The organism is uncultured Sphingomonas sp., from assembly GCF_934560975.1.
Taxonomy (GTDB): Bacteria; Pseudomonadota; Alphaproteobacteria; order Sphingomonadales; family Sphingomonadaceae; genus Sphingomonas_I.
In genome coordinates this window covers 74311-89571 of the sequence record NZ_CAKTFO010000005.1, presented here as the reverse complement: position 1 = coordinate 89571, position 15261 = coordinate 74311, and the positions used below count along the sequence as shown (strand labels likewise).

Below are 15261 nucleotides of genomic sequence, written 5' to 3'. Positions count from 1 at the left end.
CACACATCGGAGGGGAGCCAGCACATGGGTGCGCTGAGGGCGATCAGAAAGGGCGAACGTGTCGCCGCGCCGTCGCTGGCGCTGTTGCCGCTGGACACGATCCTGATGGGCGATTGCGTGGCGGAAATGGCCAAGCTGCCCGACCGGTCGATCGACATGATCTTCGCCGACCCGCCCTACAACCTCCAGCTGGGCGGCGACCTGCATCGGCCGGAAGGCGGCAAGGTCGATGCGGTGATGGACCATTGGGACCGGTTCGACAGTTTCGAGGCCTATGACCGCTTCACCCGCGCCTGGCTGACGGAGGCGCGCCGTATCCTCAAGGATGACGGCAGCCTGTGGGTGATCGGCAGCTATCACAACATCTTCCGCGTCGGCGCGGCGTTGCAGGATGCGGGCTTCTGGATTCTGAACGACATCGTCTGGCGCAAGGCCAACCCGATGCCAAACTTCAAGGGCACGCGCTTCACCAACGCGCATGAAACGCTGATCTGGTGCAGCAAGGGCGAGAAAGCGCGCTACACCTTCAACTATCGCGCGATGAAGGGGCTGAACGACGACGTGCAGATGCGCTCCGACTGGAGCCTGCCGATCTGTTCGGGCGGCGAGCGGCTGAAGGACGAAGGCGGGGCCAAAACCCACCCGACGCAGAAGCCGGAAAGCCTGCTCTACCGGGTGCTGCTGGCGGCGAGCAAGCCGGGCGACATCGTGCTCGACCCCTTCTTCGGCACGGGTACGACCGGCGCGGTGGCGCGGCGGCTGCGGCGGCGCTGGATCGGGATCGAGCGCGAGACCAAATATGTGGAGGCCGCGCGGTCGCGCATCGCCTCCACCCTGCCGCTGGACGAAAGCGCGATGATGGGCGTGCCGGAAAAGGCCGCGCAGCCGCGCGTCGCCTTCGGCCTGCTGGTGGAAAGCGGCATGATCGCGCCGGGCACGCTGCTGACCGATGCCAAGCGGCGCTGGGTGGCGGAGGTTAAGGCGGACGGCAGCCTGGTGTGCGGCGTGCAGGGCGGATCGATCCACCGGCTGGGCGCAACCCTGCAGGGTGCGCCGAGCTGCAATGGCTGGACCTTCTGGCATGTGGAGGAGGCGGGCGCCTTGTCCCCGATCGATGCGCTGCGGCAGAAACATCTGGCGGAGTTCGCCGCCTAGCGAAAACGGGCCTCCGCCGCATTGGAGCAGGTGAGACGATCGATGAGCCAACGCCTGTATCTTCGTCCGACCGGCTTCGTGGACGCGCCCTTCGGCCATGACGGGCAGGTGCTGCGGCTGGCGGGGGGGCTGTGCTGGTTCTCGGCGGTGGAAATCATCGCGGTCGAGGGCTTGCGGCGGGTGCGGCGGCAGCTGGTGCCGGTCGAGCGGCTGGACGACATGCTCGATGCCGAAGGGCGGGCGATCCTGGCCCGCCTCAACGCGCCGCGCGCTGCCCTGACGCTGGGCGCGCGGGTGATCCGGCTCGACCAGCCGCAGGTGATGGCGATCGTCAACGCCACGCCCGACAGTTTCTCCGACGGCGGTGCCTATGATCCGGTCGCCCACGCAATGGATGCGCTGACCGCCGGCGCGGCTCTGGTCGACGTGGGCGGCGAATCGACCCGGCCGGGCGCGCAGCCGGTGTGGGAAGGCGACGAGATCGCGCGGGTCCGGCCGGTGGTGGAACGCCTGGCGACGGCGGGTGCCGCCATCTCGATCGACACGCGCAAGGCCAGCGTGATGGAGGCGGCGCTGAATGCCGGCGCGGGGCTGGTCAACGACGTTTCGGCGCTCACCTGGGACGATCGCGCGCTGGCGGCGGCGGCTGCGCGCGGCTGTCCGGTGGTGCTGATGCACCATCAAGGGCAGCCCGAGACGATGCAGGCCGATCCGCATTATGACGATGTGCTGATCGAGGTCTATGACTGGCTGGAGGCGCGGATCGAGGCAGCGGTGGCGGCGGGCGTCGCGCGCGACCGCATTATCGTCGATCCCGGCATCGGCTTCGGCAAGACGCTGCGCCACAATCTCGCTCTGCTGAACGGCTTGTCCCTGTTCCACGGGCTCGGCTGCCCGGTCTTGCTGGGGGCCAGCCGCAAGCGCACCATCGGCGCCTTGTCGGGCGAGGCACCGGTCGATCGCCGCCTGGGCGGATCGGTAGCGCTCACCGTCCTCGGCGCGACCCAGGGCGTGCAACTCCACCGCGTCCACGACGCGTTCGAGACGGTACAGGCCCTTCGCGTCTGGCGGGGCCTGCGCGACGAGGCGCTTTCGCCCGCCTGAAGCGGGTTCGTTGATCGCGCTTAAACCTGATGCTCCCAGATGTTGCGGACGGATAAACAGGGAGTGACGGTCACCAATGTCGAGGTCTTACATACGATCCAAGAACATCAAGCGCGCCGGGCGGCCCTATCATGCCAGAGGCGGCACACCGACCCAGGGCTGGATGCTGGAAACTGCTGCCGACGCGGGCAAGCTCGTCGTAGCTTTTGGCATGGCGGGTTATCTGCTGAGCCTTGGTTATTTCATGTCATTCGATGCATCGTTAATGAGCGCATTCTCGCTCATCGAATTAACGATCATCGGTTTCTCCCACTTGGCGGCCGGATTTACCGGTTTGCTGTTCGTTATATTCTTCATAGTTTTTACGACTGCGTTGTTGCAGCGCAAGTCGCGGCCGAAAAAAGCAAGTCGCAGAGAGAATATCGCTGTCGCCCTGCTAACACTCGCAACACCGATTTATGGCATAGCTGTTGCGAAGGAACTTGGCTTCTCAGGCGTCATTCTGGTGGGCGTTGCCAGCATATTGACCGTCGTGATTGGAATAGCGTTCCTGCTCAACTTGCAGGATCAGTTGCGTCGCAAAATGTACCCGCTGCGCTGGTTTATGGCTGTTTTGATCGCCATCTTGGGCCCGCTGGCGCTGGGCGAGGCCGGCTATTCGGCAGCCACGGGCAAGAACGCGACCTACATCACTCTCAAAATTGACAAACAATCGGCCAAGGCCATCCTGATTGCCGTCGGATCGAGCGCGATGGTCGTGAAGGTCGGCGACGTCTTCTACCTGGCGGGGCCGCGCGGGGAAAATCCGCTGCCGTTCGGCCATAACTTGGTCCAGCCCTGTCCAGGCACCGGTGTTCCGGCAAAGGCCGGAACCCAGGAGTGCAAGGGCTGAGGCTGGCCAACGCTCCGGCCTGCGCCGGAGCACGGACGCTGCGGCGCGGATCGAGACCCGGTAATCAGCCGCCCGCCGCAAGTTGCGCCCGCAGGCCCTGCAATATGCCGGACGGTACAGGCGGCAGGTCGCGGGCGGGTCCGCCGTGGCGCAGGCGCTCCCGGTCCTTGTCCGACGGGTCGGCCAGACGCAGGCGGACGGGTGCGGTTCCGCGCGCGCGGATGCCGAGCTGTTCCGCCGCACCGCGCGACAGGTCGATGATGCGCGGCCCCGGCACGAACGGGCCGCGATCGTTGATCCGGACGAGGATGCGGCGTCCCGTCTCCAGCGCGGTCACCTCGACATAGGTCGGCAATGGCAGGGTAGTATGCGCCGCCGTGATCCAGGCGGGGCGGAAGCGTTCGCCGTTGGCGGTGCGCTTGCCCGATTCGCTGCCATACCAGCTGGCATAGCCCAGCATGTCGTAGGTCGGGTCGGCCGCCGGGACGAAGGTACGGCCGGCCACGCGATAGGGCTTCCCGATCCGCACCGGCATGTCGCTGACCGGCCGGAAATGGCCGCCTCCGCAGGCGGACAGCGCGAGCAGCATCGCGCCGCCGAAGATCGCGCGGAGGCGGATCAAGCCGCTTCCCGCGCCTCCGTCACGGCCAGCACCGCCGCCGCATCCCCCGACGACAAGGTGGAGAACAGGTCGCCGAACGAACAGCGATGATGGCGGGTGTGGCCATGCAGGCGGATGGCGTCGCGATGCGCCTTGGTGCCGTAGCCCGCATTCTGTTCCCAGCGGTAATGGACATGCCGCTCGGCCAGCTTGGCCATCAGCCGGTCGCGCACCACCTTCGCCATGATGGAGGCGGCGGCGATCTGGGGCACCTTGCCGTCGCCCTTGACCACTGCCTGCGCGTCACCCGACAGGCCCTTGGGCACGTCGATCCCGTCGATCCGGACGGGTGCGGCCACCGCCAAGCGGGTGACGGCCTGGTGCATCGCCTGCAGCGTGGCGTTGCGGATATTGTAGACGTCGATGTAGCGGGCCGAACGAGCGGCGAAGCTGACCTGCGCCGCGCGCGCGATGATCGGAAACAAGGCCTCGCGCTCCGCCGGGTCGATCCGCTTGGAATCGTCCAGCCTGCCGAGCAGCCCTTTGGGTAAGTCCTGCGGATCGAACCACACCGCGCACACCACCACCGGGCCGCACAGCGCGCCGCGCCCGACCTCGTCGCAGCCGATCACGGGCGGAAACAGGCTGGCGCGGCGGCGGGCGAAGGGACGGTTCACGGACACGATTCCCTTATGTCAGCGTCGGAGCGCGGCGTCACGGGGCACCGGCGTACCCCACGCTCCATCCGTCGCTTGCGCCCGCGACGTACCGCGCGCACATCGGGCACCATGCACGCTACGCCCGATCCGAATGTCCGCCGTCAGCTTTGGGCGCGTCTGGTGCTGGCGATCACGCTGGTCGCCTTTGCGGTGTGGCTGAGCGCGACCTTCATCCCCTCTCTGCTGTGGGCCGGCGTGATCGGGATCGCAATCGATCCGCTCTATACCCGGGCGGAGGCGCGCTGGCCCGGCGGGCGCGGCCTGGCGCTGCCGGCGATCGCCACCTCCCTGATCGCGCTGGTGGTGCTGATCCCGCTTGCCTTGGGGCTGGTGGAGGCGGCGCGGGAGGCGCGGGTGCTGATCGCCTGGTTCGAGGCGGCGCGCGCGCACGGCGTGCCGGAGCCGGCGTGGCTCGCCCGCCTGCCCTTCTCGCACGATCTTGCCGCCTGGTGGCAGGCGCATCTGGCGACGCCGGAGGCCACTGCGCAGGAATGGGCGCGGTTGCGCGGCGTGCTGCTGGCCGAACAGTCGCAACTGGTTGGGCGCAGCCTGCTCCATCGCGGCATCATCTTCCTGTTTACGTTGGTCACCTTGTTCTTCCTGCTGCGGGAGCGCGACCGGCTGGTGGCGCAACTGAACATCGCCGCGCGCAAGCTGCTGGGCCCGTCGGGCGAGCGGATCGGCCTGCAACTGGTGCGGTCGGTGCGCGGCACGATCGACGGGCTGGTGCTGGTCGGCATCGGGGAGGGCGCGGTGATGGCGGTGGTCTATATCGTCGCCGGCGTTCCGCACCCGCTGCTGCTGGGATTCATGACGGCGATCGCGGCGATGATCCCGTTCGGCGCGGCGGTGCTGTTCGCCATCGCCTGCGCGTTGCTGATCGGGCAGGGCGCGGTCGGCTGGGCGGTGGCGGTGTTCGCGATCGGCATGGTGGTGGTGGGGATCGCCGACCATTTCATCCGCCCGGCGATGATCGGCGGATCCACCCGCCTGCCGTTCCTGTGGGTGCTGATCGGCATCCTGGGCGGCGTGGAGACGCTGGGGCTGCTCGGGCTGTTCGTGGGGCCGGCCGTTATGGCGACCCTGATCATGCTGTGGCGCGATTATGTGGGGGAGGGGGCGGGCGTCACCGCTGCACCGGCACCACCTGCGTCGCCAGCCGCGCCACCTCCGCCCGATCATGGCTGACATACAGGATCGGCAGGCGCAGTTCGTCGCGCACGCGCTCGATCATGCCCATGATCTCCTCGGCGCGGGGCGCGTCCAGCGAGGCGAGCGGCTCGTCCATCAGCAGGAAGCGCGGGCCTGACAGCAGCGCCCGGCCGATGCCGACCCGCTGCGCCTCCCCGCCCGACAGAGTGCGCGGCCAGCGATCGAGCAGCGCCCCCAGGCCGAGCAGGTCCACCACCTCCCCGAACGGATACAGCGTGCCGCGCCGGCCGTAGCTGAGGTTGGCGCGCACCGTCATGTGCGGAAACAGCCGCGCATCCTGAAACACATAGCCGGCACGGCGGCGCTCCGGCGGCAGGTCGATGCCATCCCCGAACAGGGTTTCGCCATCCACCACGATCCGTCCGCGATCGGGGCGGAGCAGGCCGGCGATCATGTTGAGCAGGCTGGTCTTGCCCCCGCCGGAAGGCCCGAACAACGCCGTCAGCCCGGCGCCGGCGGTGAAGGCGATGTCGATATGCGCGTCGCCCAGCCGGCGGGTGACGTCCACCTCAAAGGACATGGACGCGGCCTCCCTGACGGCGCACCAGCCATTCGGACGCGACCAGCGCGCCGAGCGACAGCACGACCGAGACGATGGCGAGGCGGGTGACCGTCGCCTCCCCGCCCGGCACCTGCAGGGCGGTGTAGATGGCGATGGGCAGGGTGCGCGTTTCACCCGGTATGTTGGACACGAAGCTGATCGTTGCCCCGAACTCCCCGATCGAGCGCGCGAAGCCCAGCACCGTGCCGGCGAGGATGCCGGGCAGCGACAGCGGCAGGGTGATCGTCAGGAAGGTCCGCACCCGACCTGCACCGAGCGTTCGCGCCGCGCCCTCCAGCCGGCGGTCCACCGCCTCGATCGACAGGCGCATGGCGCGCACCATCAGCGGCAGCGCCATCACGGCGGCGGCCAGCGCCGCACCGGTCCAGCGGAACATCAAGGTGACGCCGAACAGTCGGTCCAGCCAGAGGCCGACCGGCCCGGTGCGGCCGAAGGCGAGCAGCAGCAGCCAGCCGGTCACCACCGGCGGCAGCACCAGCGGCAAATGCACCAGGGCGTCGAGCAGGATGCGTCCGGGAAAACGCCCGCGCGCAAGCAGATAGGCCAGCGCGAACGCCACGGGCAGGGTCAGGCCTACCGCGACCAAAGCGACCTTCAGCGACAGGTCGATCACCTGCCAATCGTCGGCGGTCAGGGTCATGGATGCAGGTGCGGTTGGGGGCGCATGGTGCCTGCTTGTCGCAGCGGGCAGCAGGGGGCAAGTCGCGTCGAAGCGGGCGCGGCGTTTACCCTGCCTTGCTCCCGCCTCCCCACCCTCGTGCTCCCGCGAAGGCGGAAGCCCAGGATTGCGAGCGACACCCTTCCGCCTCCTGCGCTCCCCCCTTCGCGGGAGCACAACCTTTTCCCTCTCCGCCGGCCAGTGGCTAGCGCGGCTGGAAGCCGTGGCGGCGGAAGATGGCCTTGCCCGCGTCCGAGATCAGGAAGCGGCGGAACGGCTCCGCGTCGCGGCTGGTGGCGGTGGTGAGGGTCGCGACCGGATAGGTGATGGGGGCGTGGCTGGCGGTGGGAAAGGTGCCGACGATCCGCACCCGGCGCGATGCCAGTGCGTCGGTGGCGTAGACGATGCCGAACGGCGCCTCGCCGCGTTCGACCAGCGCCAGCGCGGCCCGGACATTCTCCGCGCCCGCGACCTTGGACGCGACCGCCGGCCAGATGCCCAGGCGGGTGAGCGCCTGGCGCGCATATTTGCCGGCCGGAACCGATGCCGGCTCCCCCATCGCCAGCCGTCCGGACCCCAGCATGGCCGCGAGCGGGAAGCCGGGCCGGATCGCGACCGGACGGGCAGCGGCTGCGGGCGCGATCAGGACCAGGCGGTTGGCGAGAAAGGCAATGCGCGTGCCGGGCCTGACCCGACCCTTCTTCTGCACATCGTCCATCCACGGTTCGTCGGCGGAGATGAACAGGTCCGCCGGCGCACCCGCGTCGATCTGCCGGGCGAGCGCGGAGGAGGCGGCGAAGGACAGGACAGGACGCTCATGCCCGGCCTTCGCCCAGGCTGCCGCCGCTTCGGTCAGCGATTCCTGCAGGCTGGCAGCGGCGAGGATTGTCGGCGGCTTGGCCCAGGCCGGGACGGCGAGCAAAGCGAGCAGCAGGAACAGGATACGCATGGCGGATCTCAGGCGGGGGTGGCGGGGAAGTGCGCGCGGTCGAGCCCGTGCCCCATCGGGCCATGCCCCCGGCCGAGGCCCGGCGCGGCGAACAAGGCGGCACGGACATAGGCGCGGGCCTGCGCGAAGGCGTCGGCAAGGGACAGGCTCGCCGCCAGCCCCGTGGCGATGGCACTGGACAGGGTGCAGCCTGTGCCATGCGTGCTGGATGTGTCGATCCGGGCGGCGGCGTGGCGCACGGGCTCGCCCTCGGCCGTCACCAGCAGGTCGGCCACGTCGGCGCCGTCGAGATGGCCGCCCTTGGCGACCACCGCAATGTCGTGGCGGCGGGCGAGCAGGCGGGCGGCGGCGACCATCCCGGCTTCATCCTCCACCGCCATGCCGGACAAAGCCGCCAGTTCGGGGGTGTTGGGCGTCACGACACCCGCCACGTCCATCAGCGCGGCAAAGGCACGCACCGTGTCGGCATCGGCCAGCACCGCGCCGCTGGTGGCGATCATTACCGGATCGAAGACGATGGCGGCGTGGGCCAGGTCCGGCCGGACCAGCCGCTCCGCCACGGTGAGGGCGGTGGCGGCGGCGCCGATCATGCCGATCTTGACGGCGTCCACGCCGATATCCGCGACCACCGCGTCCACCTGCGCGATCACCATCTCGGCAGGAACAGGCAGCACGCCGCTGACGCCCAAGGTGTTCTGCGCGGTCAGCGCGGTCACCGCCGTCATGGCGTGGCCGCCGAGCATGGTGATGGTCTTGATGTCGGCCTGGATGCCGGCGCCGCCCCCCGAATCGGAGCCGGCAATCGCCAGGACACGCGGGATCATATGGCTCAGCCCGCCTTGCGGACGGCGTCGCAGATGCGATCCACCACGTCAGCCACCAGCGCCTGGTCCTCGCCCTCCGCCATGACGCGGATCAGGGGTTCGGTGCCGGACTTGCGGATCACCAGCCGGCCGGTGCCGCCCAGCTCCGCCTCGGCTGCCGCAATGGTCGCCTTGACCGTGTCGCCGTCCAGCGGCGCGCCGCCGGTGAAGCGGACATTCTTGAGGAGTTGCGGCAGGGGATCGAACTGGCGCAGCAGGCGGTGCGCCGGCTGTCCGCTGGCGACCAGTTCGGCCATCACCTGCAACGCCGCGACCAGCCCGTCGCCGGTGGTGGCGTGATCGGCCAGCACGATGTGGCCGGATTGTTCGCCGCCGATGTTGAAGCCGCCCTGGCGCATCGCCTCCACCACATAACGATCGCCGACGGGGGTGCGGTGAAGGGTGATGCCCTTCTCCCCCAGCAGCCGTTCCAGGCCGAGGTTGGACATGATGGTGGCGACCACGGCATTGCCGTTCAGCCGGCCGTCGCGCGCGGCGGCGGTGGCGATCAGCGCCATCAGCTGGTCGCCGTCGACGATCTGCCCCAAGTCATCGACCACGATCAGTCGGTCGGCATCGCCGTCCAGCGCGATGCCGATGTCGGCGCGGGTTTCGACCACCTTCGCCTGCAACGCCTGGGGCGCGGTGGAGCCGACCTTGTCGTTGATGTTGACGCCATTGGGGTCGACGCCGAGCTGGATCAGTTCCGCCCCCAATTCCCACAAGGCGGTGGGCGCCACCTTGTAGGCGGCCCCGTTGGCGCAATCGATCACCACCCGCAGCCCGTCCAGCCTGAGATGTTCGGGGAAGCTCGATTTGGCGGCGTGGATATAGCGGCCTTGCGCGTCGTCGATCCGGCGGGCGCGGCCGATACCCTCCGATGGCGCGAGCGGCGGCGCGCCGTCGATCATCCGCTCGATCTCCGCCTCGGCCTCGTCCGACAATTTATAGCCGTCCGGCCCGAACAACTTGATGCCGTTGTCGGCGAACGGATTGTGGCTGGCCGACACCATCACGCCCAGATCGGCGCGCATCGAGCGGGTCAGCATCGCCACCGCCGGGGTCGGCATCGGCCCGACCAGCACCACGTCCATGCCGACGCTGGTGAAGCCGGCGGTCAGCGCCGACTCCACCATATAGCCGGACAGGCGCGTATCCTTGCCGATCAGCACGCGATGGCGATGCGAGCCGCGCAGGAAATAGGCGCCCGCCGCCTGACCCACCTTCATCGCGATCTCGGCGGTCATCGGCGGCTGGTTGGTGCGGCCGCGTATGCCGTCCGTGCCGAAATATTTGCGGGTCATGAATGTCGCCTTACCGCTCATAGGCCTTGGGAAGCGCGCCTTCCTGCGGGGTCAGGTAGCGATCGCGCAGGCGGGTCTGGCGGCTGACCATCGGCTGCGCCACGCCGTCGATCCACACCGCCACCGGCGCGGAGGTGACCTCCAGTGGATCGCCGTCCCACAGCACCACGTCGGCGCGGCGGCCGGCGCGGAGCGACCCGATCTCCCCATCCATGCCCAGCGCCTGCGCCGGCCTGGAGGTGATGGTGGCCAGCGCCTCGCCCCAGTTGAGTCCGCTCGCGCCCGGCACCTTCTGCAAGGCGACGAGGTTGCCGGCATATTGACGCAGATAGGATTCGTACGGCCCCTCCGAAATGTCGACGGTGGAGATGGCGACGGTCACGCCGGCCCGCGTCAGCCGGCCGACATTGGACTGGGTCGCGGCCAGCCGCTCGAACGATTCGGGCAGGTCGACCAAAGCGGCCGCGATCACCGGCACGCGCGCGGCGGCGATGTCGGACGCGACCATCCAGCCCTCGCTCGCGCCCAGCAGGACGAGCTTGATGCCGGGGAACTCGCGCGCGATCTGCAGCGTGGCGCGAATGTCGGCGATCCGTTCGGCATGGACCAGCAGCGGGATCCGGCCCGCCAGCACCGGCTGGAGCGCCAGCGCATCCTGCCGGGTGACGAGCGCGCCCTGGTCCAGCCCGGCCGCCTGCGCCGGGTCGCGCGCGGCGCCGAGCGCGGCCCGCAGCAGCACATGGGCGGCCGGCCGGCTGCCTCCGCCGAGGTTCCTGGCATTCTCGCTCAACTCCACGAACTGGAAGGCGCGCGCCTTGGTCAGCGGATCATGGTCGGACCCGAGGTCGATCACCGCGCCCTGGCCGCCGAAGATGGTCCGGCCCGGCAGCGGCGAGACGACCGCGCGGGTGGTGCCCATCGACCGCTCGCTCGCGATCAGCTGACTCTCGGTGTTGATCGCCGGCGACACGTCGATGGCGGCCGAGAAGGGGGACTTTTCGGCGGATGCGTCATTGGTCTCGTCCATGCCGTAACCGTCGACGATGCCCAGCGTGGTGTAGCCGGCGACGATGCCGGGCGAGACCCACTTGCCCGATGCGTCCACGGTGCGCGCGCCGGCGGGAACGGCCACGCCCGCGCCCGCCGCCACCACCCGGCCATCGCGGATCACGACCGTGCCGTTCCGGATCGGCTGCGATCCGTCGCCGATCGCGACGGTGCCGCCGGTGATGGCAATGGTGTCGGCGCAGGCCGGAGCCACGATCAGCGCGGCGGCGGCAAGAAGAAGATGCCTCACTTCACGTCCCCCTCGCCGGGCTGGCCCAGCTCGAAATCGGATACGGGCCGTCGTTTCGGATCATTGATGTCGTACAGCAAAGCGCCGTCGATCCACACCTTTTCGGGCCGCGTATAGGTGCTGAACGGATTGCCGTTCCACAACACCGCGTCCGCCATCTTGCCGGGCTTCAGGCTGCCGGTGCGATCGGCGATGCCCAGCGCGCGAGCCGGATTGATGGCCAGCCAGGTCCAGGCCTGCTCGTCGGGGATCGCGACCCCGGCGCGGCGGCCGGCGGCAAGCGCCTTGGCCACTTCCTGGTTCAGCCGCTGGATGCCGTTCTGGTCGTCCGAATGGATCATCGCGCAGGCGCCGGCCTTTTGCAGGATCGCCAGATTCTCGCGGATGCCGTCATAGCTTTCCATCTTGAAGCCGTACCAGTCGGCCCACACGGCGGCGCAGATGTTGTTGGCCTTCAGCATGTCGGCGATCTTGTAGGCTTCCACCGCGTGGTGGAACGCCGTGACGTGATAGCCGAATTCCTTCGCCATATCGATGACGTTGCCCATCTCGTCGGCGCGGTAGCAGTGATTGTGGACCAGGATCTTGCCGTCGATCACGCCCGCCAGCGTGTCCATCGCCAGATCGCGACCGGGGATGTCGCCGCCGTCCTTCTCGTACTTGTCCCACTTGCGCTTATATTCGACCGCCTTCTGCCAGGTCATGCGATCGACCGCGACATTGCCCATGCGGGTGGCGGGCATGCGGCCCTTGGAGCCGTAGACGCGCTTGGGATTTTCGCCGCACGCCATCTTGAAGCCATAGGGCGCGCCGGGGAACTTCATGGCCTGCGCCGTGCGGGCATAGACGTTCTTCACCGTGACCGAACGCCCGCCCATCAGGTTGGCCGATCCGGGCAGGATCTGCAGCGTGGTGACCCCGCCATTGGCGAGCGCCCGGCTGAAACCCGGGTCCTGCGGCCAGACGCTGTGTTCCGCCCATACCTCGGGGGTGGTGGGGGACGTCGCCTCGTTGCCGTCGGACAAAGCCGCCACGGCGGGCGAGGGATAGTCGCCCAGGTGGCTGTGCACGTCGATGATGCCGGGCGTCAGATATTTGCCGGTGCCGTCGATCACCGTCGCACCCGCCGGCGCGGCGATGCTCTGGTCGACCTGCACGATCTTGCCGTCCGCGAACAGGACCGAGCCGCCGTCGATCCGGCCGCCTTCGCCGTCATAGATGGTGACGTTGGTCACCAGGGTCGGCGTGCCCGGATAGGCGCGGTAGGTCGACGGGTAGGGATCGGTCGTCCACGGCGCCGGCACGCGCGGCTCGTCCGACGCCTTCTTCGGCTTGGCCGCCGGGGCGCTCGCGCAGGCGGCGAGCGCCAGCGCGATCAGGGAAACCGCAAGCTTATTGGACACCGTGCATCCACTTCTTGATGAGCGGGGAGAGGAGAAGAAGGATCGCGCCGATGATCGCCGAGACGATGCCGATGGTCCAGAATACGTTGTTGTAGGTGTTCAGGCTGACCTGGAGGTTGGTGACCTGGCCGCCCACCGTCTCGACGCTGGCCACCTGGGCGATGATGCCGGCGACATATTGGGCGCAGCTGATCGACAGGAACCACACGCCCATCATCAGCCCGACGATCCGCGCCAGCGACAGCTTGGTGATCATCGACAGGCCGACGGGCGAGATGCACAGCTCCGCCGCCGAGTGGATGGCGTAGAGCAAGGCCAGCCACCACACCGACACCTTGAAGTCGGGCCCGGCGAAGCGCGCGCCGAACACCAGCACCAGGAAGCCCAGGCCCACCCCGATCAGGGCGATGCCGAACTTGACCGGCGTCGACGGCTCGCGCCCGCGCCGCGCCAGCCCGTTCCACATGATCGAGAAGATCGGCGCCAATGCGACGATGAAGAAGGCGTTGAAGAACTGCGTCTGCCCCGCCTTGAGGTTGAACAGGCCGAAGATGCTGAGGTCGGTGTTGCGGTCCGCGAAGAGGGTCAGCGACGATCCGGCCTGTTCGAACAACGTCCAGAAGACGACGTTGAACACGATCATCACCATCGCCGCCAGCATCATCTGGAACTCGGCGCGGTTGCCCGCGCGCGCGGCCCAGATCAGGATGCCGGGCACCGAAATCAGGAAGGTCGCGAACAGCACCTTGCCCATGATCGGCAGCGCCACGAGATAGCCGAGGATCCCGCCCCCCGCCTCCGGCTTGGGCGCGGTCATCAGGTTGTAGAACAGGAACCAGGCGACCGGCACCGCCAGCGCCGACAGGAGGTAGATCAGGGACGACCGGTCGCGCGCCTGCCCGGCGGGCGGCTCGCCATAGCCGGCGAGCTTGCCGCCATCGAACTGGATGAGCGAGAAGGACACCATCATGCCGATCGCCGCGAGCAGGAAGCCTGCCCACCAGCCCAGCGCCACCGCCAGGAACGGGCACAGCAGCTGCGAGAACAGGCTGCCGAGATTGATGCCCATGTAGAAGATGGTGAAGCCCGCATCCCGCCGCCTGTCGCCCGGCTTGTAGAGCGTGCCGACGATGGTGGAGATGTTCGGCTTGAAGAAGCCGTTGCCGACCGTGATGAACGACAGGCCGAGCAGCGCCAGCGCGATGTAGAACTGGTTGCGGTCGCCGCCGGGCTGGAACCCGCCCTTGGCGACCGTGCGCGCCACCTGGCCGTCGGGCGCGGTCAGCGTGACCGATCCGTCCTCCTGCCCCTTGATCGCGAAACGGCGGCCCTGGTCGACCACATATTGCGTCTCCGTGCCGGACACGTCGTCGATCTGGACCTCGTAACGCTGGCCGTCGATCGTGGCATAGGGGGTGGCCGTAGGTCCGCCGAAGCACAGCAGCAGATAGCCGAACGACATGAAGATCGCGCCGAACTTCACCGATCGCTTGGAGCCGAGATAGCGGTCCGCGATCAGCCCGCCGACCAGCGGGGTCAGGTAGACCAGGGCCGTGAAGCCGCCATACAGGCCGTTGGTCGTCCGGTCGTCGAACAGGAAATGCTTGGCAAGGTAGAGCGTCAGCAGCGCCCGCATGCCGTAGAAGCCGAACCGCTCCCACATTTCCGTCGTGAACAGGCGGGCAAGCTGGCGGGGGTGGCCGAACCACGTCTTTTCCTCGGCGGGATTGACGTGACTGATGTCGGGCTCGGCCGGGGAGGAGTCGGTCGGGGTCTCCATGCGGACCTTTCGGAAACGAATACGGATGCGGATGCGCGAAAGCGCGGAGACTAGCGGTGAAATTGCGCGTGTGAAGAAGATTGTTGCGTGACGACGCGGGGTTGCCTTGCGGCGCGCGTTCGTGCTGTGCGGTCAGGGACACAGTTGGAGGGCGCATGTTCAACGATCTTTCCTCCCCCGCCGCGCTGATGGCGACGCGCCGTTCGGGCAAGCCGCGCGACATGACCGGGCCAGGGCCGACGGTGGAACAGCTCGACCGCATCCTCCATGCCGCGACCCGCGTGCCCGACCATGGCAAGCTGGCGCCCTGGCGGCTGGTGGTCGTGCCCGACGACAGGCGCGCGGCCTTTGCCACCCTGCTGGAGCGGGCCTATCGCGCCGAGCGGCCGGAACCGGGCAAGGTCGAGCTGGAGGCGGTGCACCAGTTCGCGATGCAGGCGCCGGCGCTGGTGGTGGTCCTGTCCGCCCCGGCCCATGCCAGCCACATCCCGATCTGGGAGCAGGAATTGTCGGCCGGCGCCGCGTGCATGGCTTTGCTGGTCGCAACCCATGCCGAGGGGCTGGTGGGTGGCTGGCTGACCGGCTGGGCGGCCTATTCCGACATGGTGCGGGGTGCGTTCGGTCAGCCGGGCGAGCGGATTGCCGGCTTCATGTTCCTCGGCACGCCGTCGCGCGCGCTGGACGAACGGCCCCGGCCGGAGCGCGCCTCGGTGGTCCGCATCTGGCAGGGCTGATTGCTCTTTCCGAGGTGCTGTGTTAGCA

The 15261-nt window shown here is 68.6% G+C and carries 15 protein-coding genes; 5 read left to right on the top strand and 10 right to left on the bottom strand.

Annotated features, from left to right (window positions below):
• Positions 1 to 24: 24 nt before the first annotated feature.
• The 3 genes from Q0D93_RS05660 (at position 25) to Q0D93_RS05650 (ending at position 3151) form a co-directional block, all read left to right on the top strand.
• Positions 25 to 1155 carry a site-specific DNA-methyltransferase gene (locus Q0D93_RS05660; RefSeq protein ID WP_294391979.1) on the top strand — a complete coding sequence of 377 codons (1131 nt, stop codon included), beginning with the start codon at positions 25 to 27 and terminating at the stop codon, positions 1153 to 1155.
• Positions 1156 to 1197: 42 nt separating this feature from the next.
• Positions 1198 to 2259 (top strand): dihydropteroate synthase, encoded by a 1062-nt coding sequence (folP, locus tag Q0D93_RS05655; RefSeq protein WP_294391978.1) that lies wholly within the window; start codon positions 1198 to 1200, stop codon positions 2257 to 2259.
• A 76-nt stretch (positions 2260 to 2335) separates the two neighbouring features.
• Positions 2336 to 3151: a hypothetical protein gene (locus Q0D93_RS05650; RefSeq protein WP_294391977.1), complete on the top strand. Its 816-nt coding sequence runs from the start codon at positions 2336 to 2338 to the stop codon at positions 3149 to 3151.
• A gap of 64 nt (positions 3152 to 3215) precedes the next feature.
• Here the strand turns inward: Q0D93_RS05650 and Q0D93_RS05645 are convergent, their stop codons facing one another.
• Together Q0D93_RS05645 and Q0D93_RS05640 are read right to left on the bottom strand one after the other, a co-directional pair.
• On the bottom strand, positions 3216 to 3740 hold the full coding sequence (locus Q0D93_RS05645) for a septal ring lytic transglycosylase RlpA family protein (RefSeq protein ID WP_294392109.1): 525 nt from the start codon (positions 3738 to 3740) through the stop codon (positions 3216 to 3218).
• Between the two features lie 29 nt (positions 3741 to 3769).
• Positions 3770 to 4429, bottom strand: a complete 660-nt coding sequence (locus Q0D93_RS05640; protein ID WP_294391976.1) for a ribonuclease HII — start codon at positions 4427 to 4429, stop codon at positions 3770 to 3772.
• 111 nt (positions 4430 to 4540) lie between these two features.
• On the opposite strand from Q0D93_RS05640, the gene Q0D93_RS05635 reads away from it, so the two are divergent.
• On the top strand, positions 4541 to 5659 hold the full coding sequence (locus tag Q0D93_RS05635) for an AI-2E family transporter (protein ID WP_294391975.1): 1119 nt from the start codon (positions 4541 to 4543) through the stop codon (positions 5657 to 5659).
• On the opposite strand, the gene Q0D93_RS05630 is transcribed toward Q0D93_RS05635, so the two are convergent.
• The 8 genes from Q0D93_RS05630 to Q0D93_RS05595 all read right to left on the bottom strand — a co-directional run bounded on the left by Q0D93_RS05630 (position 5598) and on the right by Q0D93_RS05595 (position 14499).
• A complete protein-coding gene (locus tag Q0D93_RS05630; RefSeq protein ID WP_294391974.1) occupies positions 5598 to 6203 on the bottom strand; it encodes an ATP-binding cassette domain-containing protein in 606 nt (201 codons plus the stop codon). The genes Q0D93_RS05635 and Q0D93_RS05630 overlap by 62 nt on opposite strands.
• Positions 6193 to 6885 (bottom strand): molybdate ABC transporter permease subunit, encoded by a 693-nt coding sequence (modB, locus tag Q0D93_RS05625; protein WP_294391973.1) that lies wholly within the window; start codon positions 6883 to 6885, stop codon positions 6193 to 6195. Before modB ends, Q0D93_RS05630 begins: the two co-directional genes overlap by 11 nt.
• 223 nt (positions 6886 to 7108) lie before the next feature.
• Positions 7109 to 7852, bottom strand: coding sequence for a molybdate ABC transporter substrate-binding protein (modA, locus tag Q0D93_RS05620; RefSeq protein ID WP_294391972.1), 744 nt, complete (start codon positions 7850 to 7852; stop codon positions 7109 to 7111).
• Positions 7853 to 7860: 8 nt separating this feature from the next.
• A complete protein-coding gene (thiD, locus tag Q0D93_RS05615; RefSeq protein WP_294391971.1) occupies positions 7861 to 8676 on the bottom strand; it encodes a bifunctional hydroxymethylpyrimidine kinase/phosphomethylpyrimidine kinase in 816 nt (271 codons plus the stop codon).
• A gap of 5 nt (positions 8677 to 8681) precedes the next feature.
• On the bottom strand, positions 8682 to 10019 hold the full coding sequence (gene glmM / locus Q0D93_RS05610) for a phosphoglucosamine mutase (RefSeq protein ID WP_294391970.1): 1338 nt from the start codon (positions 10017 to 10019) through the stop codon (positions 8682 to 8684).
• Between the two features lie 10 nt (positions 10020 to 10029).
• Positions 10030 to 11316 (bottom strand): amidohydrolase family protein, encoded by a 1287-nt coding sequence (locus Q0D93_RS05605; protein WP_294391969.1) that lies wholly within the window; start codon positions 11314 to 11316, stop codon positions 10030 to 10032.
• The gene (locus Q0D93_RS05600; protein ID WP_294391968.1) at positions 11313 to 12719 is read right to left on the bottom strand and encodes an amidohydrolase; all 1407 of its coding nucleotides are present in this window, start codon (positions 12717 to 12719) and stop codon (positions 11313 to 11315) included. The genes Q0D93_RS05605 and Q0D93_RS05600 overlap by 4 nt, the downstream gene beginning before the upstream one ends.
• Positions 12709 to 14499, bottom strand: a complete 1791-nt coding sequence (locus Q0D93_RS05595; protein WP_294391967.1) for a peptide MFS transporter — start codon at positions 14497 to 14499, stop codon at positions 12709 to 12711. Before Q0D93_RS05595 ends, Q0D93_RS05600 begins: the two co-directional genes overlap by 11 nt.
• Positions 14500 to 14654: 155 nt before the next feature.
• Here Q0D93_RS05595 and Q0D93_RS05590 point away from each other — a divergent pair, with 155 nt between their 5' ends.
• On the top strand, positions 14655 to 15233 hold the full coding sequence (locus tag Q0D93_RS05590) for a nitroreductase (protein WP_294391966.1): 579 nt from the start codon (positions 14655 to 14657) through the stop codon (positions 15231 to 15233).
• The last annotated feature ends 28 nt before the right edge of the window (positions 15234 to 15261 follow it).